This window comes from Erysipelothrix inopinata (assembly GCF_014396165.1).
In the GTDB taxonomy this organism is placed as follows: Bacteria; Bacillota_I; Bacilli_A; order Erysipelotrichales; family Erysipelotrichaceae; genus Erysipelothrix; species Erysipelothrix inopinata.
Genome location: NZ_CP060715.1, coordinates 2,151,668 through 2,178,355 on the forward strand (window position 1 = coordinate 2,151,668; position 26,688 = coordinate 2,178,355).

A 26,688-nucleotide genomic window follows, 5' to 3' on the forward strand; every position below is an offset into this window, starting at 1 on the left:
GCCTACAAATCCATGATGTGTGTAATTGGTGTCTTCGCACCACTGATAATTTTAACATACGAGCTCTAGCAATTCAACCTTTAAAACCATTAATAACATTTACGTATTAATTGGATTTAATCGATGTTTTGATCTCCATCTACGACTTCAATATCTTCAACCACTACTGGGTTTAAGACATTATCTTTTAATGCTTCAGCTTTATCAATTTCCGAATAGATTTTTGACTTCAAATTCATGATTTGACGGTTTAAGCCAAAACCTGTTCCAGGAAGCACTTTTGATATTTTATCACAGTAACTTCTTGCTTGATCGTAATCATGACTTACAAGATACAATTGAGCAAGTGCTGTATTGTATGTATTTTTAGATAGAATCGATTTAGGTTTCGCTTCAATGTTTTCAATACTTTGAATCATAGCTAATGCAAGTGATTCATGTTCTAAACCGTTCTCGTTCGCATCTTCTTCATACTTATCAAAGATTACTGAATATTCTTTACGAAACTTAGTATCCACCATAAACATGATGACTGGAATCATTAAATAAGCAATCACTAATCCTAAGATAATATAAATATGTACTGGTTTTAGTCCCAGTTGTTGGAGGAGGTTAATTCCTACCATCGCAATGATCATTGTTAACATCGCTGTTAATATTGATTTAAATCCACTTTTCTTCATTGTAATATCCCTTCTCGCTTCTTATAAGCAAAATTCTCGAATAAACTGATCCAGTCTATCCAAACCATTTTCTAATGAATCCATATTCGCCCCATAAGAAATTCGTGCGAACCCTTCAGTTCCAAAGAATATTCCAGGAATAATAACTACACCTAATTCATCGGCAAGTTGCTTACAGAATGTGTATGAATCCATACCATATTTACGAATATCAATAAATATATAGAATGCACCCTCAGGACGAATGTAATCAACATCCATCAAAGCTAATCTTTTTAAGAGATACTTTCTACGATGATCATACTCGTCCAACATAAACTGAGTATCAACATCCAATGCAGTAATCGCTGCTTCTTGAATAAATGTTGCGACACCAGTTACGAGGTTTTGGTGGAACGCATTCATTTGTTTGATTAAACTTTCTTGGGCAACAGCATACCCAACACGCCATCCCGTCATCGCAAATGTTTTAGAAAAACTTTGGACGAGAATGACACGATCAATCGTTGATTCATAATCTCGTATCGAAGGATACTCACCTTCATAAATCATTGAACGATACACTTCATCAATAATGACATAAAGATCTGGATGTTCTTCCATCAAACGATGTAATGTAATCATACTTTCTTCATCATAGACAATACCCGTGGGATTGTTAGGGGATGCTAAAACGATTACTTTTGTATTTTCTTTGATATGTTTCGAAAACTCATGATAACGCAACTGGAAACCGTGTGTTGATGTATCATAATTAGATACTTCAGCTCCCGTTAACAATGCTTGGGTTTGATATAAAGGAAAGCATGGTGTTGGAATCATAACATTATCACCATGTCCGAGTAAAACACCCATTGCGAGAATTAACGCCTCTGTAGCACCATTAGTAATAATGACATTATTTTCTGTATAGGATTCGAAGAAAGACATCGATTCCAATTTCGCAATCCTCTGTCTGAGTTCATGATTTCCGCATATTGGTGGATAATGCGTATGATTTTCATCCAATGCCAATTTTAGTGCATCTTTTATTTCAGTGGGTGTATTAAAATCAGGTTCTCCAATTGTTAGAAAAATACAATCTTCTTTATTAATATACATCTCAGAGAATTCACGAATACCACTGATGTGTAATGTATCAACGAAGTGTTTCATCCACATACCCCCAATCGCTTAGGGATTCAATGGCGATTAATTCTACATCCTTTCCTGCTACTTTAATGACAGTCTTTCCAAAAGGATTACTTCTTTGTTCATTCCATGAATTAAATTGACCAAAAAGACGCGCAACAATTGTTGCAACCCATAAATATTCCTCGGAGCGACCTACCACAATAATTGCATCGGGTTCATGTGAGATAATCCATTCACGAACCGTGCTACATAACGCAGGATTTTCAACTTCATAGATATCCATAATTTCTTTTGATTTATGACCTTGGCGCAAATCGTAAGTAAGGTAATTCTCTAAATTTACCGTTCCAATTTCGCCATCTGCTAACACTAAATATTTCTTCTTCATGACACTACCTCCATATAGACTAATTTTAACACAAATTGGCCTTTTACGATTCTTTAGATTAATTTTTACGATAATATGATATATTTATACTATTGAAAAGGTGGCAATATGAAACGTTTTTTACTTACAACATTACTAATTCTTACATTAACTATTAATCCAGTCTTTGCGAATACAGACCCTCATGACATCATTCCATTAAAAAACGTTCATCTTGAAAGTGATAACTATGTACTAATGGATCGTGAGAGTGGTCTGGTTTTAACATCTAAAAACTTAGATAAGCAGATCCATCCTGCTTCAATTACTAAAGTACTTACCACAATCACGGCACTTGAAATGTTAGAAGGTACACCGCTAACCACAACCTATGAATTACCTCAAAGCATCTTTGATGGCCTTGACCCAATTGCTTCAGTTGTAGATTTTAAAGCCGGAGATATCGTAACGTTATCAGATATTTTACATGGAATAATACTTCCATCAGGTGCTGACGCAACGCGGGCTATTTCGGTCTATCTAACTGGAACACCCGAAGGTCTGGCGATCAATATGAATGAGAAAGCTAAAGAGATTGGTATGAGTCAATCGACTTTCATGAATACAAGTGGCCTTGATGATTCACAACATCTGTCAACAGTTTATGATCTCGCGCTTCTCGTCCAGTATTCATTAAAGAATCCTCAATTCAAGAAACTTTACTCTAAGGTTGAGTACACAACATCACCAACTCCTAAATATCCCGATGGCATTCCATTAACTAATAAATCACTTAAAGATGCCCATGAACGTGGTTTTGATGCAATGTATGGTGCTAAATCAGGATATACAGAACTTGCACAAGTTTCTTTATCTTCAGTAGCATCAACACCTACTGGCGATCTTATATTTATAAGTACGAGTGCCCAATCTCATGAAAAGATGAAAGAAAACCCTGCTGTTACCGATGCCATCGCAATGTATGAGCGTGCATTCAATGATTTCAAACGAACCGTTATTATTCCACGTGGAAATATTATTGGAGAAATACCCATTGTGCATGTTGAAAATCGATACCCTGTTTCTTATGAAAAAGATATTATCTCTTATCTTCCTAAAGGTGTCGAACGATCCGATCTTCAATTTAAACTCACTCAAGCAGCTACCGAATTTCGAGCACCTGTTGAGGCAAACTCAGTTCTTGGAACACTTAAAGTAGTTTATAATGACACCATCATTTTCCAAGATGACATCATCAATAAAGAGCCCATCGAAGCAAGTGTCGAAGTTATTGTCTTAGAATTTCTTCAATCCATGGGAGGTATTATTGGTATTTCAATTGTCGCAACCGGAATCGTCTTCTACTTCGTCATGAAATTCCAGAAAATGCGAAGAAGAAACCATCCCAATAAATGGCGTGATGCCCAACAACAAAATGATAGTACTGATCAAGACCTAGATTCCTAGGTCTTTTTTATATGTAAAAGTTTTTACCTAGATAACACTTTAATTTCATATGTGACTGTTAGAATAAGAATGAAACGTAATGGAGGCTTTAATATGCTCGAAAATAGAAGACGCTATATTGTTTTAACTTCCGCTCTTTTTGGTGTCGGATTTGTTTTATATGGATCGATTGGACTCCTAACAATGCAATATGATTTTGATTTTATAAACATCTCAAATCCTTGGCTTCGTGCCCTTGCAATTGCACTTCTTGGAGGCTATTTCTTTTCTAGTTTAATGTCAGGAATTATTGTTGTGACCCGTTTTATATCAAAACGATCCTTTAACGAAAAAATTATTCTCGCAATATTCTTTGTAGTTCCAATGTATATTGTATTAGGTGCCGCATTCTACTCAATCCCTTATGGCATCTATAACTTCATTAAATATAGACAACTTAAAAACAATCTCTATTCCTACTAAAAAGGCTGTGTTTCTCAACACAACCTTTTTTGGTTCTTTAAAATCTGGTGTTGGTGAGATATTTATCTCATCAACACTTTTTTATTTTAGATAATAAAAAAAGACATAGATAAGTAAATCCTCTATACTAAAGTCACCACAACCAGAGAAAGGGATCCATCATCTATGTCCAATCAAAATAATACACGAATTTTACTTAATATTAAAGACAAATCCATACATTTTTCAGATGAAAGTGTTCAACAAGAAGTCATAAAAGGAGTTTTATCTCACGTTGTATACGCTACACACTCTCCGGATCATCCCGATTATTGCACAAAATGTGGTTGCATTAATCAAGATAACTCTATTATTAAAAACGGAACTAAGTCTGTCACAATTAAACTTCCAAAGTGTTCTAATTTCACAACCTACTTAAAACTTAAAAAACAACGCTATTACTGCAAGATGTGTTCGCATACATTTATCTCTCAAACAAACCTAGTTGATAAAAACTGCTCCATATCCAAGAACACCTATCATAAAGTACTTTTAGAAATTAAGACAAAACGTTCTGTTTGGGATATATCAAAGAGTAATAATATCTCTCACACTACCATTAACTCTTGGATCACAAATATCAATTCAAAGTTTATTCAACCTCACAATTCCTTGCCCAAGAACCTATCCTTCGATGAGTTTAAGTCAGTTAAAGAGGTTAAGGGTAAGATGTCATTTATTTTTACAGACGCTGATACAGGTAAGATACTGGATATCCTTACGCATCGTCATATTGGTTTCCTCAAGTCTTATTTCTTTTCATTCCCTCTTGAAGTTAGAAAACAAGTAGAGACTGTTTCTATGGATATGTTTAAAGGATATATCGACCTCGTAAAGTCCTGTTTCCCTAACGCTAAAATAATTACCGATAGATTCCATGTCGTTCAGCTTATTAATCGATCATTCAACTCTGTAAGGACGCAAGTTATGAAAGAGAATAAACAATACTACTCTAAATTGAAGAAGTATTGGAAACTCTTAATGATGACTCAAGATGATTTAGATGACAAAGAATATAAGCACTTTAAGTGTTTCCCTCATCTTATGACTGAACAACAGGTCGTCGATGAACTCTTGAGATCTTCAAAAGAACTCGAAGAGTGTTATTGGTTAATGCAGCGAATACGGCTCTCTATCAATAACAGGCAAATAGACTATTTCGAAGACTTAATATCCAAGAATTACAAACATCTACCCAAGACGATTCAAACCACAATCAATACATTCAACTATCATAAAACATCGATACTTAATGCACTTACTTATGAATACTCAAACGGAAAATTAGAAGGTACTAATAACTTAATAAAAGTAATTAAGAGAATTGCATTCGGGTATCGATCATTCACAAATTTTAGAGCGAGAGTTTTACTTATAAGCAACACAATGTTACCATTACAATTATAAAAAGCTCCACCACAAATTAATGTGATGGAGCCGTGACTCTAAATCAATATTGGAGTTCACCAACACTAGATTTTCAAGAGCCCCTTTTTTATTCTTCTGAATTTATTTCTGCTAATAATTTGATTTCTAGAGGTGTTAAATCACGACTTTCAATGAGCTCCGGTCTCATTTTTTGGGTTTTACGAAGTGACTCTTTAAGACGATAATTACGAACATTCTCATGGTGACCACTAACGAGTACATCAGGAACTTCCATTCCTTCATATTCACGTGGTCTAGTATAGTGAGGATATTCAAGAAGGCCATTACTGAACGAATCATCCTCATGCGATTCTTGAGTAATAACTCCGTCCACAAGACGAATCACTGAGTCTGCTACGACCATCGATGCAACTTCACCACCCGTGAGGACATAATCTCCAATGGACAATTCCATATCAACATACGAACGAATTCTCTCATCAAATCCCTCATAATGTCCACATAATAGAATTATATGTTTTTCCTTAGCAAGATCATAGGATACAGATTGTTTTAATGTTTTCCCTTGAGGTGTCATCATGACCACCAACGAGTCCTCAGTACGTGTCGCTTTAATGGCATCAACCACAGGTTGACACATCAACACAAGACCCGCACCACCACCATATGGATAATCATCAACACGGTTATGTTTATCTTCCGTAAAAGAACGCATGTCTACGACTTCAATCTCAATGATTTCTTTTAGGATGGCTTTTTTAATAATTGAGGTTTCAACAAATCCCGTAAACATCTCAGGAAAGAGTGTTAAGATACTAATCTTCATTACAAACCTTCCATCCAGTCTACATCAATTCGTTTTTCATCAATATCCACTCCAGCAATGAATTTCTCAACAAACGGAATGAGAATATCACGATCTTCAGCTTTAACGCGAAGAATTGGGTGCGCAGGTGTATCCATCACTTCACTGACAATACCCAGTTCAATATTATTTGAGAAGACATGGCAATCTTCAAGATCTGAAAAGTAGTACTCATCTTCGGGTAATTCATGCATCATTTCTTTTGAAATGAAAAGTTCACCTTGATGAAAGTGCTCAACATCATTGAGCGTATCAAGTCCTTCAAACTTCACAAGAACAGAACCCTTATGATTTCTCATCGATTCAATCACAAAAGGATACGACTTCCCGTTAAGTTCCATCATAATATGATTTCCTTTTGCAAAACGTTCTTTTACAAAGTCAGTTTTCGGCATTATTTTTACTTCACCTCTAATACCAAAAGGTTTTTGGATAATTCCAATATTGATTAATTCCATACTAACCTCCAAAAAAAGGATGTAACAAATACATCCTTAATAAGATTCAAATTTAATTGAAATTCGTTGATCAAGGACACGCGATCCAATTGCCATAGTTTGACGTATTGCATGCGCCATAACTCCTTGACGACCAATTAAACGTGCAATATCAGCACTTTCTGCATATATTGCGAGAATCACTTCTTTTTCATCTAAGCTCGGTAACCTCTTGACACTCAAACTCTTTTCATCTTCCACTAACGGAAGAACTAAATCATAAAGAATATCTTCAACCGGTTTCATAATTATTTAGTTAATTTTGATTCGTGGAAACGAGTCATGATTCCTTCTTTTGAAAGAATACTACGAACTGTGTCAGATGGTTGAGCTCCTACTGATAACCATTTCATTGCTTTTTCTTCGTCAACACTTACAACTGCAGGTGTTTTAGTTGGATCATAGTAACCTACGATTTCGATAAAACGACCATCACGAGGTGCACGTGAATCTGCTGCAACAATTCTGTAAAAAGGTTTTTGTTTTGAACCCATTCTTCTTAAACGTAATTTAACTGCCATTATGTATAGCCTCCTTGTAAATCATTTCTTAACAAGAATATCATAGCAACTTGATGGTGTCAAGGACTTTTACTTAACACCTTTAGGTTTATAGAAATTTCTATTATCAAGTGCAAACATTCTTGGACTAAACTCACCTTCATTAAGGTCAGAATATACTTTTTCAAACATATTAGTACGTGCATCGGTGTTATCAATAATATTTAACATTTCTGCTTCTTTGAGCATAGGTACAACGGGTGATCCGTAATCAAGTTGTCCATGATGCGATAAAATCATGTGACGCAACATTAACGTTTGTTCAGCATCGGCATAACCAAGTTTTTCAGCTATTCCTACAAAATGACCATGCATAATGGAAATATGTCCAATTAAGCGCCCTTCAACAGAGTACTCACTCAAGACAGGTGCTGTATACTCATCGATTTTTCCCATGTCATGGATGATGACACCTGCTACCAATAAGTCACGATTATAGATTGGATACAACTCACACATTGCGTAGGCCATTTTAGCCATACCATATACGTGTGTTGCAAGCCCTCCTACAAAATCATGGTGATTACGTGTTGCGGCAGGATATTGATAGAAACGATCCCCACAGTAATCAAGTGACGCTTGAACGAGTTCTTTAATGATTGGATCTTCAATATCACTAACAAATCCTGCGATTTCATTTCTTAGAAAATCAACATCATATTGCGAAGCATTCACAAAATCACTTAACGAATAGGCTGTTTGGTCTAATGATGTAATACCGTGGATTCTTAACTGAAGACTTTGACGGTACTGAAGTACATCACAGTTGACTTCACTAATAAGCCCCACTTTAATAATTTCTTCTTGTTCTGGTTTAACATCCCAAATCTTTCCTTCAATCTCACCAGTATTATCTTGAACTGTAATCGAAAGATAAGGAGCGCCATTTTGAGTAACACCTTTAGTAACACGATTAATCAATAAGGGTGTCTTAACTTTCATTCCCGATTCAAATTCTTTAATCTTCATCTTTCAATTCCTCCATTACTTTCGCAATCATATCGTAGTTATAACCACGAGATAATGCATTTTTCACAACCCGATTTCTTGTTTCGTTATCATCATATCGTTTTGAATAACGTTCAAATGATTTTAACATAACAGCTCTCAAGCTATCGTATTCATCGCCCTCACTATAAGGGTCTTCCATATTTCTAATAACATCATTGATAACATTGAAATCAAACCCTTGTCGTTGAAGATGTTGTCCTAATTTCGCTTCACGTTGACGTGTAGATCCATCTTTAACAGTTCTTAAAAATGATTCTGAACGTTTTGTTGCACGTGCAAGGTAATCATCATAATCTTCATCTTCAAGTGCATCTTGAATTTTGTCGATATCAAAACCACGTTTGGTTAAGTCTTCGACGATTCTATGGTTTCCACGCATTTGTTCACGATGATATTCAATCTTATCTCTAAAGTATCGTTCATCATCAATAAAGCGTCGCTTCTCAAGAAGACTAATAATAATATCAATTTGTTCTTGAGTTAGATCACGCTTCTCACGAAGGTATTCCGCCATTTCAAAACTTGTATAATCACGAACACCAATTCGTGATAAAGCGAGTTGATATGCTTCGTAGACAATTTGATCATCTTCAATTTCATTTAATTCATTTCGAGACATAACACTTCCCACCTCGATTTCACGTCGTTCCTGAATCATTGGATCAATAATCATTGTTTCAACACCTGACTTCGTCTCAAGTGATAGATAGATTTCTTCACCACGATCATCAACACTCAATACGGTTGCTTTACCAAAGTAAACATCAATTCCCTTTTGGTATACTTCCAATACTCGATCCGCAAACAACTTACTGTCATAGGTCTGAGCATAACTGAGCGCTGTATCATGAAGTTCCTTTTTCTTATTTTCATCGGCAGTAATAAACTGATATGCTTTATCCGCAAACTCTTCAGAAGAAGTAAAGAGATAACCGGTGATATCATCTTCGATGATACCCTCTAAAGGCTTGTCAGGACGCGCAAACACACATAGACCACATGCAAGTGCCTCAATGTATGTAAGACCTTGTGTTTCCGTTAAAGAAGCGGAAATAAAGGCATTCGCAACATGATAATAGTTTACAACTTGATCACTTGAAACAGGTCCCACAAAAATGACCTTATCAGCAATCCCAAGTTTATGAGCTTGGATTTCCAATTCACTATCAGAAGGACCACCACCCACTATCATTAACTTCGCATTCACATCGCGCTTCAATAAAACTGCAAATGCTTCAATAACTACATCAATACTCTTTTCCTTCGCAAGTCTTCCTATATACACAAAGAGACTTGTTTCAGGGTCGATATTATATTTTTCTCTAATCCCTTTTAGTTCCTCTTCATTACGAACTTTAAAGCGATCCAAGTCAAGTCCTGTAGGAATGACAGCAATTTCTTTCTTTATGTCATATCCCAAGAGCATCTTCTTTGTTTTATCAGAAGGCGCAATCACAACCTGTGCAGACTTACTGAACATTCTCGACATCTTTGCAACTGCTTTACGTGATAGTTGGTCTACCGATTTTAAGCCAAGTAAGTTTACATAATGTGTATAGTCTTCGTAAGTCGTATGGTATGTTGAAATCAAAGGTAAATGTAAATTTCTTGCTACAACACGTGCAAACATCCCAATACCAAACTCAGAGTGAACATGAATGACATCCAACTCCATCTCTTCGATAACAGCTTGAGCTTGAATATGCAACGGACTGCTTAATACATATCCATATAAAAACTTAAGTTCTACACCAGGTAATCTCAATACACCATCTTCATAGGTAGTACTGATTATTGAAGGTTGGTTGGTAACGACAAAAACAGCATGTCCTTGTTTTTCCAACGCATTCTTCAGTGTTACGATTGAAGTAACAACACCATTAATATCCGGTGTATAAGTATCCGTAAATAATCCAATTCTCATTTTTGCCTCCTTTTAAACAAAATAGGCTCCAATTCATGAACATATTTTATTAAGTTAATTAAAATAGCACTACATTTTCTTCTTTATCATCTTCAACCAAACGAACTTTAACAGTTTCTGCTAAAGACGTAGGAATATTCTTTCCAACATAATCAGCACGAATTGGTAATTCTCGATGACCCCGATCAACCAGCACAGCAAATTGAATTTGTTGTGGTCGACCATTAAAAACAATCCCATCCATTGCAGCACGAGCAGTACGTCCCTTAAAGAGAACATCATCCACAATAACTACAACACGGTCCTGTACACTAATTGGTAATCTAAATGCTTGTTCTTTACTAACAATATCATCACGCCAGTAACTCACATCAAGCGACGCAACAGGAACACTCACTTGTTCAAACTGTTCCATCAATTTAGCAATTCTAAAAGCTAGGGTCGCTCCACGCGTTTCTATCCCTAGTAAAATGACTTTATCTAGCCCTTTATTACGCTCAATTATTTCATGAGTCATACGTATCAATGAGCGATTGATAGCATTTTCATCCATAATCGTTTTCATATTTTACACCTCATCAAATATTATAACAAACACCTGTTGAAATTGGTATAAGACTATGGTATTATTTACAAGCAGTCAAGGAATATAGGGGTATAGTTCAATGGTAGAGCAACGGTCTCCAAAACCGTTAATGTGGGTTCGAGTCCTGCTACCCCTGCCAATATACACTAAGTAGCCACTTTCGAGTGGCTTTTCTTTTGGTTTCGTGAAAATGCTTGCCATACATCTGCCATACATAAAATTTCCTATTATTTATTTCTGTATTCCAGAAGATGATCTATTACTTCTGGATATCTCCGTCTTGAAATATAGAAAACAGAGTCGTTAGTCATAACAATACGATCCTTATATACTCTTTTGAAATACTTAGGATTAACAAAGATACCTCGATAGACACAAATCAACCGATTATCGAATTGCCCAACTGTGCTGCATATTGTATCGGTCGTAATGATATCTCCCACATCAGTATGAATCATCGTTTTTCTGTCGTAACATTCAATAGAATATACATCTTCTTTCCTTATCAATATATCAGCTACCTTTATAAACATTAAAAAACACCCCACTTTGATGCCAACTACGCATGGTACTTACCCCAGGTAATGGGACACAATAAAAAACTAAGCATCTTGTATTCGTACAATTGTTATAAGACAGTAGTGCAAATAGGAGATGCTTTTAATTATGAATAAAAAAGAAACTATATAGCATAGAGCTAAAAATGAAGGCTATTTATTTGAGGGAAGAAGGTTGGACCTTTAAAGCAATCACTGAAGAGTTAGATATCATAAATGTCTCGCAAGCAAAGCAATGGTGGTATTGGTATAGAGATGGCGAAATTGATAGACTTTCTCAGCCTATAGGAAAACAATACTCTTTTGGACATGGTCCAGAAGGAAGTACACTTGAAGAAAATTTAATTATTCGTAACAGAATATTAGAAAATCAAATCAAGATATTAAAAAAGTATTCAAAGATGGAAAAGAAGTGGTACGGGAAGTATTTGTTGATTTAGTAGATGAGTATGAAAACGAATTTCCGATTGTTGATATTTTTAAATTATTTAATATCTCAAAATCCTCATATTATAGATGGAAGAAAAAGTATAATGAAGAAAATACTTTGAGTGAATATGAAACCCTAGTAATTGAAACGTGTAACAAAACGAAATTTGAGTATGGGTATCGCAATATAGCAGGAATACTAAAAAGGGAAGGTTCCTTAATAGGCGTAAATACAGTGCAGCGTATCATGCAAAAATATAATTTACAAAACCTAGTAAAACCTAAGAAACAGAAAAGTATTAGCGATACTCAGGATCTAAAGTTTGTTCTGGATACTCTTAATCAGATCCCAGAATTGGAGACGTTTTGCATCTTGCATTCAGATTAAGGATCCGTTTACACATCAGCCACATATCAAAATTTGGTTCATAAAAAAAGCATTACCATGAGTATGTCTCGTAAGGGCACACCCGCTGATAATGCTCCAATAGAATCGTTTAATTCCATCTTAAAGACCGAAACGTTCTACAGATATCCGGAACTAAAAAGTTCTACTGAAATTATATCACAAACTGTGATAGACTTTATTCAACACTATAACAACACAAGAATACAAACAAAACTAGGATTCATGTCACCAGTACAATACCGTGAGTCACAAGTCCTAGCTTAGTTTTTTTTATAAGTATCCCATTACCTGGGGTCACTACCCATTATAGCGAGGTTTTTTATGTTTTTTTGCAACTAAAATAGGTAAACTTTTACATTATCTTTAGCTTCTCTTTGGTTATTCAAATAAAGAGTTTCATTCTTAGCACCTGTTCAACACTCAATCTTACTTTCGAAATATCGCTATTTTTGTCCCTCTTTAAAATTTATTAACTCTTTTATTGCATCTTACAATGCTCCACTATTTTTTTTACGGTTCTTGTATCTCTCGAACTTATTCATTCCGGCATACAGCTTATAGAAAAATTTTTAAGTGGACATCATCCAATTCGTTTTCTAGTTTATAAATCCATTTTTCGATTGAAATTAACTTATTTAACTGTAGCCACTTTACAGATTCACCACTTGGTTACATCACCTCTTGTTAAAACAGAGGCGATTGGCGCTAGATTTGAACAATACCATTTTCTTTATCACTCAAAAGTATTACTACATCTTCTCGAGTAAATTCATTATTTCGGAATTTTTCTAAAATTTTTAATAGTTGTTCAGTATCTACAATCAAACTTTCATTTCTTTTTGCTAGTTTTATTTGATTTTCGTGAACCGGTTCTCGTTTGTCCGGAGATTTTCTTCTTTGATGATTCATGATGAGTAGAGAAAAGACATTTGAGGAATTGATATTAGGATTTCTTTCTAAAAAAGTTTGATAATGAACATCTAGCTGTGATATATTTTCGCTTCTAATATTCGATGTAACTCCTTTAATCTCTCCAACGTACCAATTGTTCCCGTATTGAAAACTAAAATCTTCCTCTTTTAAATCAATGAAATCTGTTAGATTGCAATCAAATAGTTCCTCTAATATTTCTAGAACTACTTTTTCCAATTCTTTTGATTGAGTGTACAAAATAGATTTTAATTCACTATTTTTTTTTAGAATACTATTCGCATTAATAATTTCGCGTTCTGCATTTGAAATGATATTTTGATTATCAAAAATATTACTCTTTTGATCTTTGTCATCGAACATTTCTATACTTTCCATCCACTCTGGTTCTATCGGTTTTTCCTTCTCGAGAAGTCCCATTTCTTCAATTAGAGCCTCTAAATCCAAATTATCGTTACACTTCATAGTTGTGCGACAAATATTATCTGTAAATATTGCTGTGATTGTATTATCATTACAGTTCCTTTTTATAGTTACATCTTCCCATACAGAAATGGAATCAGAAAAACTAAAATCTGAATTAAGTACCAGAGCAGATGCCCTAGTTTGTGTAGGAGAAAAAATTAATACTTCTTGGTAAGATATATACTTATCTAAATCCGCTAAATGGTCAGGAATGTAGTTTAAGCAATCTTTTAGTTTTGAATACTCAAGATAATTATCGTATGCTTCCGACCCCTCATAACCATAAGTGAAATTTATATTTTGTGGCAAAAGAATTAAAATCTTTTTTTTGCAAATATCCATTTGTTTGCTGATAGTATCAAAATCTTGTAAGCAATGCAACGGATCCCAAATCCTAGAACTCTCGTAAGATTCTCTACCATAATTAGACCAAATTTTTTCATTGTTCAAATCAATAATATTTAATTCATAATCATTAAAGTTATTGTGCTCCGAAAATGATTTTAGAATCATATTTTCACTTTTTTCAAAGTAATCATTTTCAGTGATCATCTGTATCAATACAATTCCCTCCCTGAGTTTAATAAATTAATCATAGCAAAACCCTGCCAGATATACTAGTAAGGTAATAACTGTTCGGCTTAGAATCGAAAGTTGGTGCGGTTGTCTATGTTAAGCCTGTAATAATGACCGAAAATAGGGACAACTAGCATATTTCCCTGTGTGTAGGTTTATACTATCATTTTTTTAAGTTCTTTTCTTTCGATTTCTATTTCGTTTATTATCTTATCGAATGATTCAATATCTTCTTTATCAATTACCTTGGCATTTATTACCATTCCCATTAATTCGTGTTTCATATGAGGATTCTCAAAACCAAAGTTTAGAATAACTATATTCACTAAGTATTAGGTGCAACAATCTACTTCAACCTGTTCAATCTCCTTATTCATAATCGGGCATTTAGATTTCTTTGAATTCAAATAATCATTAAACTGTATTATAGAATGAATATTAGATGATGCATCCCTCCCTTGAACGATTACGTGCGCAATGCTAGATCCTCTCTCAGATAGTCCTGTAATAAATAAGTATAGCTTATTACCTTATTTTCTTATTCTTAAATAATATTGATTTTATACATTAATCACCATCTCATTTAATGCGATAATTGAACTCAAATCTCCGAGAGAACAGTCAAACTCAAAATCAAATAATACTACAAATTTATTACCATTCATCAACTTCATAATATTAAAATTATCTTTATACACTGCAAAGTATTTGGACTTTTTTTCAGATTGCCCTCTTCGATTAATCCTTAAATGAATAGTAGTTATCGAAAATGGTTCATCATCATATTTTGTAAACTCAAACCCTTGTTCACCCACATACTGTATATTCTTCCTTCAGTAACAATTGCTCCAAATTCTTCATCAGATGTTTACCAATTGAAATGACACTCACCGACCTTATAATTAGCCTCTCTATATGGACAAGTATCCCAATAATATACGGATTGACTCTCATGTTTAAGTGTCAATCCTATATTGTTCCACCCTTGTTTTCCACTTTTATTTGATACATTGATATTCGCCTTTCTAAGTGTTAGTATTTCAGTAGAAAGCGGGTGAACTATGTCAACCTACAGATGTGGATTTTGTAATACTATATTTAGTAAACAATTTGGTAATACCTATATTGCGCATGCGATTAATAAAGAAGAAAGTTCTTTAATTACTACGATGTTTTTTGGTAGTCCAAGTCCTGTTCCGAAGATTAAGCTTGCCTCCGAGCGAGAAAAGATGCCGGCTTGTTTATCTGTCCATTATTATATATGTCCAACATGTAATGAAATATCGGTCGAAGTTCATACAGAAGGAAGTCTTTTTGACAGAGACGTTATTCGAATTCGGCCAAGATCTGCAGCATTACAGTTACCAGACTTCATTCCTTCTACAATTAAAAACGACTATGAAGAGGCTTGTTTAATAGTCGATCTCAGTCCTAAGGCATCTGCGACATTGTCACGTCGTGCACTTCAGTATATGATCAGAGATTTTTTTGATGTGAAAAACAAATCCTCATTACACCAAGAAATCTTAGCAATTAAAGATAAAATTACTGATGATGAGTTTAATGCTTTAATGTCTTTAAAATCGATAGGTAATATAGGTGCGCACCCCGATAAAAATGATGATATAAATAAGATTTTAGATATTGATCCAGAGGAAGCATATATATTAATAAGGCTAATTGAGCATTTTATTGATTCCTGGTATATTAAGAGATTTGAACAAGAAAAATTATTAGACGACATTGTAAATTTAAGTAAAATTCGATCTACAACAAAATAATTTATTGATTTTGTTTAAGATAACCTATCTCTAATTTAGTTGTATGAAACGTCATTCAACGCCTAATTTAATAGGCTAAGAATAATTTTTAATACTTTTAATCAATTTCATCAGGAAGTTCCCTTCTTTTTCTAATTGATGAAGCTGTCTACAATCTGTGGCCTCTTTTTTACTTAATACTCGGTACATATTATAATAAGTCTTATGTCTGTATATACATTTCAGATTAGCTAGCTATACCAATGGACGTTTACATTTAAACATTTATTGAAGTTGTTCTGAAAGTGCTTCTTCGCATTGAGTTGCCACATCTTTTTTCGCGGTAACTTTCTTTTCTTCTCCAATTTGATAAAAATATGAATTTAAAATCTATCATTTATGGATTGAGGCAATAAATAGCTAAACGATAAATAGTCAGGCTATTTCCCTATATTTCTCATGACACCAAAGTACAAAATAACTACAACTCGTATTGGTTTATTTAAGATTGTATACTATCAATAAATATATAAATTTTATAAATGATATAGCAGGTATAAATTGTTAATTGCTCAATATTAAACTGAATAATTAAAGAATATATTGTGGTTATTCATGAATAATTACAATATGTTTTGTTACCTTCATTAATAAGAATTTGTTTATTATTATTCTTAGAACGTTTCGAAAAGTGTTTTTTAAAATTTTTATTTCAGTTGTAGACTCGACAATCAAAGTAACCAATATTCTATATTCTTTCATGATTTTAAGTCAAGTCCTAAATCATGTGTAAAATGTATTATGTCAGCAAGTGAATCTAATCAATCCACTTTTTTGTTTCGTCAGTATATTTAATATATTGCCTTAAACTTGATTCCCACTTTTCACTAATATCTATTAATATCGAGCTAATTAGTCTCATTACTGAAGCTTCATTTGTAAACATACGAACTAGTTTATCTCTTCTTCTAATTTCCGAGTTCAATCGTTCAAGCATGTTTGTACTCTTTAGTCGAGGATAGTTTATTTCTTCAATGGCACAGTATTGAAATTCATCCTCAAATCCTTCAACAGGACACTCAGTCATTTTTGGATACAATTCAGAATATTTATCAATAATTTCATTTTTTTGTTTTACGTGCAATATCAACACGCTTATTTCGTAGAGAAACTTAAATAAAAAGGAATACATCAAAGTATTTCCAGAAAAGGTAATAGTATCGATAATGGATTAATGGATAGTCTCTTTGGGGTAATGAAGTCAGAAATATATTATTGAATGGAACATGAAAATAAGAGCATTCAAGATTTAACTATCGCAATTGATAAATATATCGAGTATTATAATAACAAAAGAATTAAATGCAAACTAAAAGGATTAACCCCTTCGCAATACAGAAATCAATCCTTTAGTTTATATGTTTAATTAAACCGTCCAAGATATTGGGGTCAGTTCACTATGACCTTTTTTACTTTTACACATTTATATGGGCTTTATCTTTTTTTAGAATAATAATTTCTTAAATAAACAATTGGGAAGATAATTATTACTGCATAGTAAAGATAATGGAATACTTCAACAAATGTATTCTTAGGATCCACAAATGATTGCAATGCACTATCAATCATGATTATAAGGAAACAAGAAATTTGGAAAATATAAGTTTTTAAACTCACTGGGTTATTCTCATCTCTATTTTCTCTGTATTCTTTTCCTGTTAATAGCACGATCGTAATCAACGCAATGTAGTAGAACATGTGAAACAGCATAATAAAAGTATTGGTGGGATCTCCAAAACCTTGGAGTGCGCTGTCTATAATGACTATTAGCAGCCCAAGCATTGTGCCGATAAACATTCTTTGACTTGAACCTTTCATGGACTAACCTCCTCTTAAGTATATTTAAATATCGTTTAACACTTTTCTCTTTGATTTAATCGTAAATGATTATTCTTTTACTATCTATTAGGATTGACTTGAGTAAAGATAAGTTTATCCTGCATTAATCTCGATAAATATATTCCAATTTCTCCATCTTCCTTATACAGTACTTTGTAATCTTCATATGTATCACAACTTTCTGGATAAGACTCTAGTTCATCCGTTTTTAAGATACAATACTTACCAGCACTCCCAACAACAATAACTTTTATTATTCGTTTCTCTTTACTATTTTCCACAACTACAAGAATCGGATTTACTTCTTTATTCTTTTCGGTTCGAAACCAACTTAATATGGTAGGAATGTTATCATCATAAGATTTTTCAGAAAATATCAGTATATTACCTAACTTTTGGATATTCGTTGGGATATCAAGAGATTTACTAATCTCACTTAAACTGTTCGTTATGTTTTTTTGATAAATCTCCTCTTTTCTCTTATTTTCGCTAGTACATGAGGTTAAAACAAGCATCAATATTACTAATATCAGAAACTTTCTTTTCTCTTTTTTCATAGCGTATCTCCTTTCCGACTTAAAGAGTAGAATGAATCCAATCAGTTTTATTTTCTTCCTCGCCAATATTCCCTAGTTTTTATTTTGATTTATCACATCAATCTTCTTATTTAATTCAACTATAGAATCGTTGATTGAATCCAATTTCTTATTTAAATTCCGAAATGCAAACAAATTACCGATAAAAGTAGATATAACTAATATCCATACTAAATCTTTCATCATGCACCTCCTTTTCTAAATAGGAACAGAAAAAACAGAATTCCATCTGTATATTCTGTCAGTTATAAGCTAATGATTGCGGTAGAATCCTATTCTAGCGACTTTGAAATTTGGCATATTCATTTTCGTATGAGTTGCTTGCCGTCCGTCTTCGATAAGAACCACTTCTTTTATACCTTTCAACTTCAGCAAGTGTTTTAAATTCTAAATTATTGTAGTAAATGTGTTTTTTACCACTATCTGAAACTATAATATTGGCACCACAATGATGCTTAAAAGAATGAGTCATTAGTATCACCTCATTCATAATTATAGAATATGAGTACGACAGTTAATGGCACATACAATTAATTGTAGAAGTTGTTGTTATTTATGTTTCGATTGTTCTTTTTGAATTTTTTCATTTCGTACTACTAAAAAGTAATTCGCAACAGAACTTATAAAAACAACGAGAGTGATAATGTAGATAAAGACCATCCCAGTATATGGTAGTGATTGAATAAAACTAACGGATCCATTTCCAATGCTGACATTATTACTCGATAAGGCAACGCCATGATATACGAGTGTTAGTGGAATTAATGAAAGTATTACGAGTACTGATGCTTTAAATCGATCCATATGATAACCTCCCCGATCCTCAGAATTAAAAACACAGAATATTGATATTAATCTATTTTGAATCTTCACTATTCTTTTTCAATTTTTCATGATATATCACCAAAAAGTAATTTGCTACCGTGCTAACAAAAATAATGATTACTACAATGTTAATAAAAACCATTCCAGTATTATTTAGCACACTTTGATTTGATAAGGCTACTCCTAATTGTACAAGCGTTAAAGGTATTAATGAGAGTATCACAAGTACTGCTGCTTTAAATCGATTCATAAGATATCCTCCTACTTCTTAAAATCAACATATAGCTTTCAACCATTAATTTAACACCTTAAATAAACATCTAATTATTATGATGAATAACGAAAATAATGAGTCATTATTAAAAATAAATTAAATTCAGAGTAAAAGTAAATACTCGTATATGCAAAGTAATTTTCCTATTTTTAATCCTTGCTTAACTTTTCTGATTTTTCCTTTTGTCCCACTATGAAGTAGTTTACTACTGAGCTTAGAAAAATTATAATCACGATTATAAAAATAAAAACCATTCCTGTATACGGTAGTGATTCCATGAAACTAACTCTTCCTGTTTCATTAAAAACTTTTTGATCTGATAAGGCCACACCCAAGTGTATAAGTGTTAGTGATATCAACGATAACATTACGAGTACTGCTGCTTTAAAACGGTCCATATGGTATCCTCCCCGACTCTTAAAGTCAAAATACGAACTGAATATTAGTTATTAATTTGATTTGTTCATTTTCTTTAGTTCAAACAAGATTAAAATAAGTAAAACAATTTTTGTTGCATCAACAGCGATTCCTACTACCATGTAAATTCCTCCTTTGAAATTACGTAGATCTAAAAATCATCATTAATTTTCTTAAAGAACTTATAGCTTTTCCAAACACAATATACAAGTGTTAAGGTTATTCCAATTATACCAAATATAATTTTGATTTGATTATTATTTGCCAAACCGGATTGAAACCCTTCATAGAAGCCTAATAAAAGCAGTACTAAAAATATGCATTTCGATAAAAACAATGCAAACTTAAAAGTGTTTTGGGTATCGCCTTGTTGGCTCCCATCAAAGAGTAAAAATAATGTTGCAAAGAGAAAGGTCAGTATTCCGAGTAAGAAGTTCATATGATATCCTCCTCATAGAATAATTAATAGTAACTTCTTTTTTCTTTCTTAAGGAAATATTTATTTAAGAATTTTTCGACATATACGGTTCCAAACCCTAGCATTGCACCCGAAATTAGAGGTCCAAAAACATGATGATCAATTCTAATATTAAGGAATTTCACTAAGATAAGATAGATTATAGTAACAATTAAGAGTGATAATAACCATGTGTATTTTTTCATTTTGAAAGCCTCCTTTTCTAAATTATACCATGAGGCATCCCATGATTTTATAGGCTCGTGAATCTTTCAACAAACATTCACATTATCCTTACCATAAAAAAACTCCGAAAATATTATTCGGAGTTTGTATATTTTATTTAAGTTCTGGCCAGTATTCTTTATTTGCTTCGTATAGAGCATCAAGAACTTCTTTAGCAACACTTGCACTTGGTACTGTTTTAGAAAGTGTTAATGCTTGCCATAGTTTATGATAACTTCCTTCAATCCATGCTTCAACACATAGTTTTTCAACGGCATTTTGTTGTGCCATGAGACCTTTTTGGAATGTAGGAATTTCACCCATAGAAAGTGGTTCTGGACCGTCACTACCAACGATACAAGGAATTTCTACCATTGCTGTAGGATCAAAGTTAGAAATTGCCCCTTCGTTTTCAACGATCAACAACATACGTTCTTTGGTGTTGAATTTAAGAGCTGAAGCGAGATCAACGATAAATGAAGCATGAGCTCCTGCTGATAACGTAATGCCTTCAGTTGATTGTTGCTCTGTAATTTTACGAGCTTGTTCAAATACTGTTTTTTCACGTCCATCCATTACTTCATTAGCACGTGTGTATTCAATGTTTGAATGTGCTACTACATAGTCTGGGAAGTAATAGTACTTAAGGTATGTATTTGGTAACGTATCAGGATCTAATTTATAGATATCTGCTACTTTACGGTATGTTTCTTTCCAACTATCATCGCGATGTTGGAAATCCGATGTATCAAGTTCTAATCCTCTTTCGGAGATATATTCTTTAAGACGAGGCATCATATCATTACCTTGTTTGTCTTTAATACTTGTCCACCATCCGAAGTGGTTGAGTCCGTAGTAACGAACATCAAGTTCTTTACGGGATTCAAGACCAAGGATAATAGCGAATGATCGTTCCTGTCCAACTGGCATATCACAAATATTAATGATTCGTTTACCAGGGCGTAAACGACGTGTAGCTTCTGCTACAATCGCTGCAGGGTTTGAATAGTTTAAGAGCCATGCATTAGGGCTGTATTTTTCCATGTAGTCATAGATTTCTAGGACTGGACCGATTGAACGCATACCGTATGCGATTCCACCAGGTCCGCAAGTTTCTTGACCTACTACTCCAAATTGGAGAGGAATTTTTTCATCCTTCTCACGCATTTCGTAGAGTCCAACACGAATATGTGCCATTACAAAGTCAATATCTGTAAATGCAGTTTCTGGATCTGTTGTATAAAGAAATTCGATTTCTGGATGTCTTTCTTTTACGATTACTTCACAAGCAGTTGCGAGTTTTTCTTGGCGTTCTGCGTTGTTATCATATAAAATAATTTTTCTAATTGGGAATTGTTCCATGTTGTTGATAAGCATGAGTACGATTCCTGGGGTGAAGGTACTTCCTCCACCAGCGATTACGACTGATGATTTCTCTTTCATGAGTGTGCCTCTTCTTTCTCTAATCAAACGATATCAAGAATGAAATATGATTACTAGGCAATTGGGTTTCTTAGGTATAAGCTCTCAATGTCGGGTATTGTCCCATTTTTCGGATTAAAGTCCAACACGCTTTGCAACAACGAATATAAGTATTGAAACAAGTAGCATTACAAGGCTTGGAATACATTGCTTAAGAAGATCTCTCTTAGGAGTTTCTTTAAGTTCCTGCCATTTCAAAGTAACTTTATTTGAGAATGCAAAGATTAACGCCACTATCAGAGCTGCGAAATAAACTTGGCCTAGTAATAATAATGAAGCAATGAGTAGAAATAAGCTTAACATTACGGCCCAATCATTCACGACTGACTGTGTATAATAGTCCATCTTGTAAAGTATGTATGCCATAAATGGTAAACAACATAAGCGCATAAGTGAGATTAAGATAACAGGGTGCGTCTCAATTATTGTCTGAAAATCAAGTCCTTTTAGATCTGGATTCATCTTCACCATAAATATTAATAAAAAAGGTGCACTCATAAAGAGTATTTGTGTTACGACACGTACTCGTTCTAAGAGTTTATTCTTTGGTCTCACCTTGACTGTTTTTCTTCCCATTGCAATCTCCATTCTTATTTTAATAGTTCTTCAAATTCATCTCTAATATGAGGTACTTGCATTCCTACAATAATTTGAATTGCTTTTCCCTTACTTACTAATCCGTGAGCCCCAATTTCTTGGAATGTCTTTAGTGGAGCAACCAGTGTTTCATCTACAACGGTTAAACGGAGTCGTGTTGCACAGTTTGTAACATCAACAATGTTATCCTTACCACCTGTAGCTTGTAGGAACAGTGCAGCTTTTTTAGCATCATCTGAAATGCCAATTGATGCTGTTGGATCATTTTCAGTATTTTCTAAATCAAATTTCTTATTTTCACGACTTTCCTTATATTCTTTCTTACTTACAAGTCTCATTTCTTCATCATCATCTTCGCGACCTGGTGTTTTGAGATCAAGTTTCAAGATTAAGAAACGGAAGACGACAAACCAAATAACAGTAAACACAAGTCCAACTGCAATTTGAACAACATAGATTCTCCAATGTAAAGGTCCGAGTGGTAGCCAGTTCAATGTAATCCAGTTAAGAATTCCACTTGTAAAGTAACCAACAACACCAAACATGTTTGCTACTGTAGCTAAGGTTGCAGCAAGTGCTGAGTGAGCTACGAATAGAATTGGGGCCATAAATAAGAATGTAAATTCAATTGGTTCTGTTACCCCTGCAATAAGTGCAGTAATCGAAACAGGAATCATTAACCCCAATACTTGTTTCTTCTTATTTTCTTTAGCTGTTGAATAGAACGCTGCGGTAATACCTGCAGGTCCAAAGATCTTAGCCATACCATAAAGTGAATAAGCACCCGCTGGGAATTGTTCCTTTAACGGTGCAGGGTTGACTGCCATATTTTCTAATTGAATGAGCCATTGTGCCTTGATACCACCATCAATTACAGCATTATCAAGTGTAAATGGCATATAAATGAAGTGATGTAATCCTGTAGGAATTAACATTCTTTCTAGGAATGTATAAATCCAAACTCCAAAATATCCACTGGTAACAATTAACTCTTGGAATACCCCCATGAAATCTTGTACTTTAGGCCAAATTATTGCAAAGAGTGCAGCAATTGGTAACATAACAAAGAAACCAACAATCACAACAAAAGATGATCCTTTGAATGTTCCGAGCCATTCTGGTAATTTAAAATCAAAGAAACGATCATGGATTGCGACACTCACACCTGCAACAACAAGTGCTCCGATAACGCCTGTATCCAATGTTAATGTACTTGCAATCGTTGCGAGTCCTGATACTTCGCCTTGAGTCATATCGACACCAAGTTGAGGCCCCCAAATTGTAAGAATCGCTGCTAGAAAGTAATTAAATGTAAAATACAGAACAAGTGCTTCCATACATGCACGAGCATTTTGTTTCTTAGCAAGTCCAATCGGTAACCCGACGACAAACAACATTGGTACTTGACGGAATACTGCATAAGCACCTTCCTTAATTACAAACCAAATGTTATACCACAAAGTTCCTTTGTGGGCGATGCTACCAACAATGAGTTCGGTTTGAAAAACTGTTGATAGACCAATCATGATTCCTGAGAAAGCAAACAGCATGACTGGTGTAAACATAGCGCCACCGAATCTCTGAACCTTTTGCATCATAGTTAAATCCTCCTTAAATGATAGTCCAATTATATGTAAGGTGGTAAGCGTTTTCAAACACTTTTCCAAAGCAGGTATGAAAACCCATTTTTAGGGAAAAGTAACACAATACGGACTTTAATCCAATTCCTTCATCATCTTATTCTTATAGAGTTGATATCGAATAAATAAGAACTCTGTAATTAAAAAATACATCGCTGTCGAAGAAGCCATAATTGGATATTCTTCAGTCCCAATACTATGTTTAAGTTTAGATATATACAGGTTATTATCACTGAGTGCTGCTAGTCTATTATCATTTAAATTTGAGATTGATATGATCTTAATACCTTTTAAGTGAAGACTGGTCGCAAGTTCGACAACCTCATCGGACTCACCACTAATCGAAATGATAATAATGCAATCACCTTCTCTAAGCTGTGAGACAACATCACGAGGATTTTCAGCATCGTCAAAACAATATATATAATCTCCAGCCGAAACAAAACGACGGGCCATCTCTTTCACAACATTCAATTGCACAAGCCCTGATCCATAAGCAAAGACTCTTTTTGCACGATACAAAATTTCACAAGTATCTTCTAAATCATTGTCTTTAAAGTCATCAATCATTGCGTGATAAGTATTCGCAATATGATCCATTTCAAGGTTAACATCCTCCTCATCGATTCTGCTTTGATCAAAGCGAAGCATGGCTCTCAATTCACTATAACCCGTCAATGAAAGTTTCTGAGAGAATCGAATAATACTTGTTTTAGAGATAGAGCAAGCATCTGAAAGTTCATGAAGTGTGTATTGCATACATTTTTCTTTATTATTTTTAATGTAGTTCCAAATATAACGATCATTTTCATTTAAATCTGCATAATATTGATTAACTAAGGTTTCAATATTCATCGTGGTAGCCACCTTTCATAAAATCCTGATACATACTGTGGAGAAGTTCAACCATAACAAAGAGTACTGAAATTCCCTTGGTATCCTCTGCACTGATACTAATCGTAAAATCACTGAGTTTATGCATGATTGTTTCACCCTGTTTAGAGATGTTAACAGTGAATACCTGTCTTTTAATAAAACTTGGTAACACGTCTAAAATTACATCATCCTGATTCATTGCTAAAAAAATAATTAAATCATCTTGGGTTGCATTTTCAGATAGTTTTCGAATTTCATGCTCACCCCAAATCGGGTATACTAAAATATCTTCCGAGAAAAAGAGCCGTTTAAAGTACTGCGCAACCAACGTTTCAGTATGTTTATCGCTGTAGATAAAAACCCGATTCGCAACTGAAAGTCTTTCAAACAAAAGACTGTAATCTTCCCGAATAAAATCAAGAATAGAATCACTCATCATGTTTGCTCTTAAGTCTACAGAAGTTGTGGGAGTCTCTATTTGCAGTCCTTGTCTAATAATTAACTTTAATTCACCATATCCACTAAATCCTAATTTTTGGGAGAATCTTAGGACAGAAGTCCGTGAAGTGTTACATAATTGTGCCAATTCACTAATACTTAACATCGTTGTTTTCTCAAGATTATTTGATATAAACTTCCAAATACTTAAATCAACATTCGATAAGGATTCAAAATGTTCTTGTACAATAGTTTCTATTTTCATGGCTTACCTCAATCTACTTTTAGTATACACCAAGTTATCCACTTTTATTCTTATACATTCGTCGTAAGTCTTACTTTATATCCTTTCAATTATATAAAAAGTGTATGAATACTCGTATGAATTGTGTATAACCAACATTTTATATTTGTGAAATAACGATGAAAAATCGCAAATATTCAGTCACTACGCTTTACGACATTAAAAAAAACATGTTACAGTATTCATAGAAAGTGAGGAATACGCATGGCAGATAAAGGTACAGGCGACAAAGTAATTGGTAAAACAAAAGAAGTTATCGGTGAAGTAACTGGTGATGACAAAACTAAAGCTGAGGGGTTACTTGATCAAGCAATTGGTAAAGCTAAAGAAGTAGCTCACGACATTAAAGACAAATCAGAGGATTTTGCTGAAGATGTGAAAGATGCTACAGAAAAAGCAGTAGACACACTTAAAGAAAAATCTGAAGATGTCGCTGAAGACGTAAAAGAAACTACTGATAAAGTTGTAGAAAATGTAAAAGACACAACTGAAAAAGTAGTCGACAACGTTAAAGAAACATTCAAAAAATAATTGTTTTACCACACAAA

At 33.8% G+C, this 26,688-nt stretch carries 36 protein-coding genes, 1 tRNA gene and 2 pseudogenes; 10 read left to right on the plus strand and 29 right to left on the minus strand.

Features of this window, described 5'->3' with window-relative positions; all coding sequences use genetic code 11:
* Positions 1-116 precede the first annotated feature (116 nt).
* The 3 genes from H9L01_RS10290 to H9L01_RS10300 are packed head-to-tail and all read right to left on the minus strand — an operon-like array spanning position 117 to position 2,205.
* The gene (locus H9L01_RS10290; protein ID WP_187533859.1) at positions 117-683 is read right to left on the minus strand and encodes a hypothetical protein; all 567 of its coding nucleotides are present in this window, start codon (positions 681-683) and stop codon (positions 117-119) included.
* Between the two features lie 21 nt (positions 684-704).
* The gene (locus H9L01_RS10295; RefSeq protein WP_187533860.1) at positions 705-1,838 is read right to left on the minus strand and encodes a pyridoxal phosphate-dependent aminotransferase; all 1,134 of its coding nucleotides are present in this window, start codon (positions 1,836-1,838) and stop codon (positions 705-707) included.
* Positions 1,822-2,205: a hypothetical protein gene (locus H9L01_RS10300; RefSeq protein WP_187533861.1), complete on the minus strand. Its 384-nt coding sequence runs from the start codon at positions 2,203-2,205 to the stop codon at positions 1,822-1,824. The genes H9L01_RS10295 and H9L01_RS10300 overlap by 17 nt, the downstream gene beginning before the upstream one ends.
* A 108-nt stretch (positions 2,206-2,313) precedes the next feature.
* Here H9L01_RS10300 and H9L01_RS10305 point away from each other — a divergent pair, with 108 nt between their 5' ends.
* The 3 genes from H9L01_RS10305 (at position 2,314) to H9L01_RS10315 (ending at position 5,559) form a co-directional block, all read left to right on the plus strand.
* A complete protein-coding gene (locus H9L01_RS10305; protein WP_187533862.1) occupies positions 2,314-3,651 on the plus strand; it encodes a D-alanyl-D-alanine carboxypeptidase family protein in 1,338 nt (445 codons plus the stop codon).
* Between the two features lie 69 nt (positions 3,652-3,720).
* Positions 3,721-4,113, plus strand: coding sequence for a hypothetical protein (locus H9L01_RS10310; protein ID WP_187533863.1), 393 nt, complete (start codon positions 3,721-3,723; stop codon positions 4,111-4,113).
* A 165-nt stretch (positions 4,114-4,278) separates the two neighbouring features.
* Positions 4,279-5,559: an ISL3 family transposase gene (locus tag H9L01_RS10315; protein ID WP_187533253.1), complete on the plus strand. Its 1,281-nt coding sequence runs from the start codon at positions 4,279-4,281 to the stop codon at positions 5,557-5,559.
* Between the two features lie 88 nt (positions 5,560-5,647).
* Here H9L01_RS10315 and trmD read toward each other — a convergent pair whose 3' ends face one another.
* The 7 genes from trmD to pyrR all read right to left on the minus strand — a co-directional run bounded on the left by trmD (position 5,648) and on the right by pyrR (position 10,963).
* The gene (gene trmD / locus H9L01_RS10320) at positions 5,648-6,367 is read right to left on the minus strand and encodes a tRNA (guanosine(37)-N1)-methyltransferase TrmD (RefSeq protein WP_187533864.1); all 720 of its coding nucleotides are present in this window, start codon (positions 6,365-6,367) and stop codon (positions 5,648-5,650) included.
* Positions 6,367-6,864: a ribosome maturation factor RimM gene (gene rimM, locus H9L01_RS10325; RefSeq protein ID WP_187533865.1), complete on the minus strand. Its 498-nt coding sequence runs from the start codon at positions 6,862-6,864 to the stop codon at positions 6,367-6,369. The genes trmD and rimM overlap by 1 nt, the downstream gene beginning before the upstream one ends.
* Positions 6,865-6,900: 36 nt before the next feature.
* On the minus strand, positions 6,901-7,149 hold the full coding sequence (locus H9L01_RS10330) for a KH domain-containing protein (protein ID WP_187533866.1): 249 nt from the start codon (positions 7,147-7,149) through the stop codon (positions 6,901-6,903).
* A 2-nt stretch (positions 7,150-7,151) separates the two neighbouring features.
* A complete protein-coding gene (gene rpsP / locus H9L01_RS10335) occupies positions 7,152-7,424 on the minus strand; it encodes a 30S ribosomal protein S16 (protein WP_187533867.1) in 273 nt (90 codons plus the stop codon).
* A gap of 69 nt (positions 7,425-7,493) precedes the next feature.
* On the minus strand, positions 7,494-8,432 hold the full coding sequence (locus H9L01_RS10340; protein ID WP_187533868.1) for a 3'-5' exoribonuclease YhaM family protein: 939 nt from the start codon (positions 8,430-8,432) through the stop codon (positions 7,494-7,496).
* Positions 8,422-10,398, minus strand: a complete 1,977-nt coding sequence (locus H9L01_RS10345) for a glycosyltransferase (protein WP_187533869.1) — start codon at positions 10,396-10,398, stop codon at positions 8,422-8,424. Before H9L01_RS10345 ends, H9L01_RS10340 begins: the two co-directional genes overlap by 11 nt.
* A 58-nt stretch (positions 10,399-10,456) precedes the next feature.
* Positions 10,457-10,963 (minus strand): bifunctional pyr operon transcriptional regulator/uracil phosphoribosyltransferase PyrR, encoded by a 507-nt coding sequence (gene pyrR, locus H9L01_RS10350; RefSeq protein WP_187533870.1) that lies wholly within the window; start codon positions 10,961-10,963, stop codon positions 10,457-10,459.
* An 86-nt stretch (positions 10,964-11,049) separates the two neighbouring features.
* Between pyrR and H9L01_RS10355 the strand changes: the two genes are divergently transcribed.
* Positions 11,050-11,123, plus strand: a tRNA-Trp gene (locus H9L01_RS10355).
* 88 nt (positions 11,124-11,211) lie between these two features.
* Here H9L01_RS10355 and H9L01_RS10360 read toward each other — a convergent pair.
* Positions 11,212-11,517 carry a LytTR family transcriptional regulator DNA-binding domain-containing protein gene (locus tag H9L01_RS10360; protein ID WP_187533871.1) on the minus strand — a complete coding sequence of 102 codons (306 nt, stop codon included), beginning with the start codon at positions 11,515-11,517 and terminating at the stop codon, positions 11,212-11,214.
* 170 nt (positions 11,518-11,687) lie between these two features.
* Here H9L01_RS10360 and H9L01_RS11000 point away from each other — a divergent pair, with 170 nt between their 5' ends.
* Genes H9L01_RS11000 through H9L01_RS11010 form a run of 3 tightly spaced genes read left to right on the plus strand, consistent with a single transcriptional unit; the run spans position 11,688 to position 12,643 of the window.
* The gene (locus tag H9L01_RS11000) at positions 11,688-11,981 is read left to right on the plus strand and encodes a hypothetical protein (protein WP_415696927.1); all 294 of its coding nucleotides are present in this window, start codon (positions 11,688-11,690) and stop codon (positions 11,979-11,981) included.
* On the plus strand, positions 11,954-12,358 hold the full coding sequence (locus H9L01_RS11005; protein ID WP_415696928.1) for an IS3 family transposase: 405 nt from the start codon (positions 11,954-11,956) through the stop codon (positions 12,356-12,358). The genes H9L01_RS11000 and H9L01_RS11005 overlap by 28 nt, the downstream gene beginning before the upstream one ends.
* 57 nt (positions 12,359-12,415) lie before the next feature.
* Positions 12,416-12,643: an IS3 family transposase gene (locus tag H9L01_RS11010; RefSeq protein WP_415696929.1), complete on the plus strand. Its 228-nt coding sequence runs from the start codon at positions 12,416-12,418 to the stop codon at positions 12,641-12,643.
* 441 nt (positions 12,644-13,084) lie between these two features.
* Here H9L01_RS11010 and H9L01_RS10370 read toward each other — a convergent pair whose 3' ends face one another.
* From H9L01_RS10370 to H9L01_RS10375, 3 genes are all read right to left on the minus strand, one after another.
* Positions 13,085-14,326, minus strand: a complete 1,242-nt coding sequence (locus H9L01_RS10370; protein WP_187533872.1) for a hypothetical protein — start codon at positions 14,324-14,326, stop codon at positions 13,085-13,087.
* 179 nt (positions 14,327-14,505) lie between these two features.
* Entirely contained in the window at positions 14,506-14,634 is a 129-nt protein-coding gene (locus H9L01_RS10910; RefSeq protein ID WP_281381183.1) for a hypothetical protein, read from the minus strand.
* 276 nt (positions 14,635-14,910) lie between these two features.
* On the minus strand, positions 14,911-15,165 hold the full coding sequence (locus tag H9L01_RS10375) for a hypothetical protein (RefSeq protein ID WP_187533873.1): 255 nt from the start codon (positions 15,163-15,165) through the stop codon (positions 14,911-14,913).
* 246 nt (positions 15,166-15,411) lie between these two features.
* On the opposite strand from H9L01_RS10375, the gene H9L01_RS10380 reads away from it, so the two are divergent.
* Entirely contained in the window at positions 15,412-16,131 is a 720-nt protein-coding gene (locus tag H9L01_RS10380; RefSeq protein WP_187533874.1) for a DUF4145 domain-containing protein, read from the plus strand.
* Between the two features lie 796 nt (positions 16,132-16,927).
* On the opposite strand, the pseudogene H9L01_RS10385 reads toward H9L01_RS10380, so the two are convergent.
* Positions 16,928-17,258, minus strand: a pseudogene (locus tag H9L01_RS10385) (transposase); the annotation flags it as partial.
* Positions 17,259-17,290: 32 nt separating this feature from the next.
* Between H9L01_RS10385 and H9L01_RS11015 the strand changes: the two are divergent.
* A pseudogene (locus H9L01_RS11015) lies at positions 17,291-17,536 on the plus strand (IS3 family transposase); the annotation flags it as partial.
* A gap of 68 nt (positions 17,537-17,604) precedes the next feature.
* Here the strand turns inward: H9L01_RS11015 and H9L01_RS10395 are convergent.
* The 14 genes from H9L01_RS10395 to H9L01_RS10460 all read right to left on the minus strand — a co-directional run bounded on the left by H9L01_RS10395 (position 17,605) and on the right by H9L01_RS10460 (position 26,101).
* Positions 17,605-17,988 carry a hypothetical protein gene (locus H9L01_RS10395; RefSeq protein WP_187533877.1) on the minus strand — a complete coding sequence of 128 codons (384 nt, stop codon included), beginning with the start codon at positions 17,986-17,988 and terminating at the stop codon, positions 17,605-17,607.
* Positions 17,989-18,068: 80 nt separating this feature from the next.
* The gene (locus H9L01_RS10400) at positions 18,069-18,566 is read right to left on the minus strand and encodes a hypothetical protein (protein ID WP_187533878.1); all 498 of its coding nucleotides are present in this window, start codon (positions 18,564-18,566) and stop codon (positions 18,069-18,071) included.
* Positions 18,567-18,638: 72 nt separating this feature from the next.
* Positions 18,639-18,788, minus strand: a complete 150-nt coding sequence (locus H9L01_RS10405; RefSeq protein ID WP_187533879.1) for a hypothetical protein — start codon at positions 18,786-18,788, stop codon at positions 18,639-18,641.
* Positions 18,789-18,882: 94 nt separating this feature from the next.
* Complete coding sequence (locus tag H9L01_RS10410) at positions 18,883-19,077, minus strand: hypothetical protein (RefSeq protein WP_187533880.1); 195 nt, start codon at positions 19,075-19,077, stop codon at positions 18,883-18,885.
* Between the two features lie 77 nt (positions 19,078-19,154).
* Entirely contained in the window at positions 19,155-19,409 is a 255-nt protein-coding gene (locus tag H9L01_RS10415; protein ID WP_187533881.1) for a hypothetical protein, read from the minus strand.
* Between the two features lie 52 nt (positions 19,410-19,461).
* A complete protein-coding gene (locus H9L01_RS10420) occupies positions 19,462-19,680 on the minus strand; it encodes a hypothetical protein (protein ID WP_187533882.1) in 219 nt (72 codons plus the stop codon).
* 173 nt (positions 19,681-19,853) lie between these two features.
* Positions 19,854-20,102: a hypothetical protein gene (locus H9L01_RS10425; protein ID WP_187533883.1), complete on the minus strand. Its 249-nt coding sequence runs from the start codon at positions 20,100-20,102 to the stop codon at positions 19,854-19,856.
* Between the two features lie 170 nt (positions 20,103-20,272).
* Complete coding sequence (locus tag H9L01_RS10430) at positions 20,273-20,560, minus strand: hypothetical protein (protein WP_187533884.1); 288 nt, start codon at positions 20,558-20,560, stop codon at positions 20,273-20,275.
* A 23-nt stretch (positions 20,561-20,583) separates the two neighbouring features.
* The gene (locus H9L01_RS10435) at positions 20,584-20,784 is read right to left on the minus strand and encodes a hypothetical protein (RefSeq protein WP_187533885.1); all 201 of its coding nucleotides are present in this window, start codon (positions 20,782-20,784) and stop codon (positions 20,584-20,586) included.
* Positions 20,785-20,917: 133 nt separating this feature from the next.
* Positions 20,918-22,246 (minus strand): 6-phospho-alpha-glucosidase, encoded by a 1,329-nt coding sequence (locus H9L01_RS10440; protein ID WP_187533886.1) that lies wholly within the window; start codon positions 22,244-22,246, stop codon positions 20,918-20,920.
* A gap of 114 nt (positions 22,247-22,360) precedes the next feature.
* Positions 22,361-22,861, minus strand: a complete 501-nt coding sequence (locus tag H9L01_RS10445; protein WP_187533887.1) for a hypothetical protein — start codon at positions 22,859-22,861, stop codon at positions 22,361-22,363.
* Positions 22,862-22,875: 14 nt separating this feature from the next.
* Positions 22,876-24,480, minus strand: coding sequence for an alpha-glucoside-specific PTS transporter subunit IIBC (locus tag H9L01_RS10450; RefSeq protein WP_187533888.1), 1,605 nt, complete (start codon positions 24,478-24,480; stop codon positions 22,876-22,878).
* A 117-nt stretch (positions 24,481-24,597) separates the two neighbouring features.
* Positions 24,598-25,377, minus strand: a complete 780-nt coding sequence (locus H9L01_RS10455; RefSeq protein WP_187533889.1) for a MurR/RpiR family transcriptional regulator — start codon at positions 25,375-25,377, stop codon at positions 24,598-24,600.
* Positions 25,367-26,101, minus strand: a complete 735-nt coding sequence (locus tag H9L01_RS10460) for a MurR/RpiR family transcriptional regulator (protein WP_187533890.1) — start codon at positions 26,099-26,101, stop codon at positions 25,367-25,369. The genes H9L01_RS10455 and H9L01_RS10460 overlap by 11 nt, the downstream gene beginning before the upstream one ends.
* Positions 26,102-26,344: 243 nt before the next feature.
* Here H9L01_RS10460 and H9L01_RS10465 point away from each other — a divergent pair, with 243 nt between their 5' ends.
* Positions 26,345-26,671, plus strand: a complete 327-nt coding sequence (locus H9L01_RS10465) for a CsbD family protein (RefSeq protein WP_187533891.1) — start codon at positions 26,345-26,347, stop codon at positions 26,669-26,671.
* The last annotated feature ends 17 nt before the right edge of the window (positions 26,672-26,688 follow it).

Excerpts from the sequence above, each read along its gene's own strand:
- H9L01_RS10395 (WP_187533877.1), bottom strand. The coding sequence starts at position 17,988 with ATGAAAGGTTCAAGTCAAAGAATGTTTATCGGCACAATGCTTGGGCTG.
- H9L01_RS10435 (WP_187533885.1), bottom strand. The coding sequence starts at position 20,784 with ATGAAAAAATACACATGGTTATTATCACTCTTAATTGTTACTATAATC.
- rpsP (WP_187533867.1), bottom strand. The coding sequence starts at position 7,424 with ATGGCAGTTAAATTACGTTTAAGAAGAATGGGTTCAAAACAAAAACCT.
- H9L01_RS10450 (WP_187533888.1), bottom strand. The coding sequence starts at position 24,480 with ATGATGCAAAAGGTTCAGAGATTCGGTGGCGCTATGTTTACACCAGTC.
- H9L01_RS11010 (WP_415696929.1), top strand. The coding sequence starts at position 12,416 with ATGAGTATGTCTCGTAAGGGCACACCCGCTGATAATGCTCCAATAGAA.
- H9L01_RS10290 (WP_187533859.1), bottom strand. The coding sequence starts at position 683 with ATGAAGAAAAGTGGATTTAAATCAATATTAACAGCGATGTTAACAATG.
- trmD (WP_187533864.1), bottom strand. The coding sequence starts at position 6,367 with ATGAAGATTAGTATCTTAACACTCTTTCCTGAGATGTTTACGGGATTT.
- H9L01_RS10910 (WP_281381183.1), bottom strand. The coding sequence starts at position 14,634 with ATGAAACACGAATTAATGGGAATGGTAATAAATGCCAAGGTAATTGAT.
- H9L01_RS10330 (WP_187533866.1), bottom strand. The coding sequence starts at position 7,149 with ATGAAACCGGTTGAAGATATTCTTTATGATTTAGTTCTTCCGTTAGTG.
- H9L01_RS10315 (WP_187533253.1), top strand. The coding sequence starts at position 4,279 with ATGTCCAATCAAAATAATACACGAATTTTACTTAATATTAAAGACAAA.
- rimM (WP_187533865.1), bottom strand. The coding sequence starts at position 6,864 with ATGGAATTAATCAATATTGGAATTATCCAAAAACCTTTTGGTATTAGA.
- H9L01_RS10405 (WP_187533879.1), bottom strand. The coding sequence starts at position 18,788 with ATGAAAGATTTAGTATGGATATTAGTTATATCTACTTTTATCGGTAAT.
- H9L01_RS10360 (WP_187533871.1), bottom strand. The coding sequence starts at position 11,517 with ATGTTTATAAAGGTAGCTGATATATTGATAAGGAAAGAAGATGTATAT.
- H9L01_RS10465 (WP_187533891.1), top strand. The coding sequence starts at position 26,345 with ATGGCAGATAAAGGTACAGGCGACAAAGTAATTGGTAAAACAAAAGAA.
- H9L01_RS10425 (WP_187533883.1), bottom strand. The coding sequence starts at position 20,102 with ATGGACCGTTTTAAAGCAGCAGTACTCGTAATGTTATCGTTGATATCA.
- H9L01_RS10420 (WP_187533882.1), bottom strand. The coding sequence starts at position 19,680 with ATGAATCGATTTAAAGCAGCAGTACTTGTGATACTCTCATTAATACCT.
- H9L01_RS10400 (WP_187533878.1), bottom strand. The coding sequence starts at position 18,566 with ATGAAAAAAGAGAAAAGAAAGTTTCTGATATTAGTAATATTGATGCTT.
- H9L01_RS10295 (WP_187533860.1), bottom strand. The coding sequence starts at position 1,838 with ATGAAACACTTCGTTGATACATTACACATCAGTGGTATTCGTGAATTC.
- H9L01_RS10430 (WP_187533884.1), bottom strand. The coding sequence starts at position 20,560 with ATGAACTTCTTACTCGGAATACTGACCTTTCTCTTTGCAACATTATTT.
- H9L01_RS10415 (WP_187533881.1), bottom strand. The coding sequence starts at position 19,409 with ATGGATCGATTTAAAGCATCAGTACTCGTAATACTTTCATTAATTCCA.
- H9L01_RS10460 (WP_187533890.1), bottom strand. The coding sequence starts at position 26,101 with ATGAAAATAGAAACTATTGTACAAGAACATTTTGAATCCTTATCGAAT.
- H9L01_RS10305 (WP_187533862.1), top strand. The coding sequence starts at position 2,314 with ATGAAACGTTTTTTACTTACAACATTACTAATTCTTACATTAACTATT.
- H9L01_RS10300 (WP_187533861.1), bottom strand. The coding sequence starts at position 2,205 with ATGAAGAAGAAATATTTAGTGTTAGCAGATGGCGAAATTGGAACGGTA.
- pyrR (WP_187533870.1), bottom strand. The coding sequence starts at position 10,963 with ATGAAAACGATTATGGATGAAAATGCTATCAATCGCTCATTGATACGT.
- H9L01_RS10340 (WP_187533868.1), bottom strand. The coding sequence starts at position 8,432 with ATGAAGATTAAAGAATTTGAATCGGGAATGAAAGTTAAGACACCCTTA.
- H9L01_RS10380 (WP_187533874.1), top strand. The coding sequence starts at position 15,412 with ATGTCAACCTACAGATGTGGATTTTGTAATACTATATTTAGTAAACAA.
- H9L01_RS11000 (WP_415696927.1), top strand. The coding sequence starts at position 11,688 with ATGAAGGCTATTTATTTGAGGGAAGAAGGTTGGACCTTTAAAGCAATC.
- H9L01_RS10445 (WP_187533887.1), bottom strand. The coding sequence starts at position 22,861 with ATGGGAAGAAAAACAGTCAAGGTGAGACCAAAGAATAAACTCTTAGAA.
- H9L01_RS10370 (WP_187533872.1), bottom strand. The coding sequence starts at position 14,326 with ATGATCACTGAAAATGATTACTTTGAAAAAAGTGAAAATATGATTCTA.
- H9L01_RS10440 (WP_187533886.1), bottom strand. The coding sequence starts at position 22,246 with ATGAAAGAGAAATCATCAGTCGTAATCGCTGGTGGAGGAAGTACCTTC.
- H9L01_RS10345 (WP_187533869.1), bottom strand. The coding sequence starts at position 10,398 with ATGAGAATTGGATTATTTACGGATACTTATACACCGGATATTAATGGT.
- H9L01_RS10310 (WP_187533863.1), top strand. The coding sequence starts at position 3,721 with ATGAAACGTAATGGAGGCTTTAATATGCTCGAAAATAGAAGACGCTAT.
- H9L01_RS10455 (WP_187533889.1), bottom strand. The coding sequence starts at position 25,377 with ATGAATATTGAAACCTTAGTTAATCAATATTATGCAGATTTAAATGAA.
- H9L01_RS10410 (WP_187533880.1), bottom strand. The coding sequence starts at position 19,077 with ATGACTCATTCTTTTAAGCATCATTGTGGTGCCAATATTATAGTTTCA.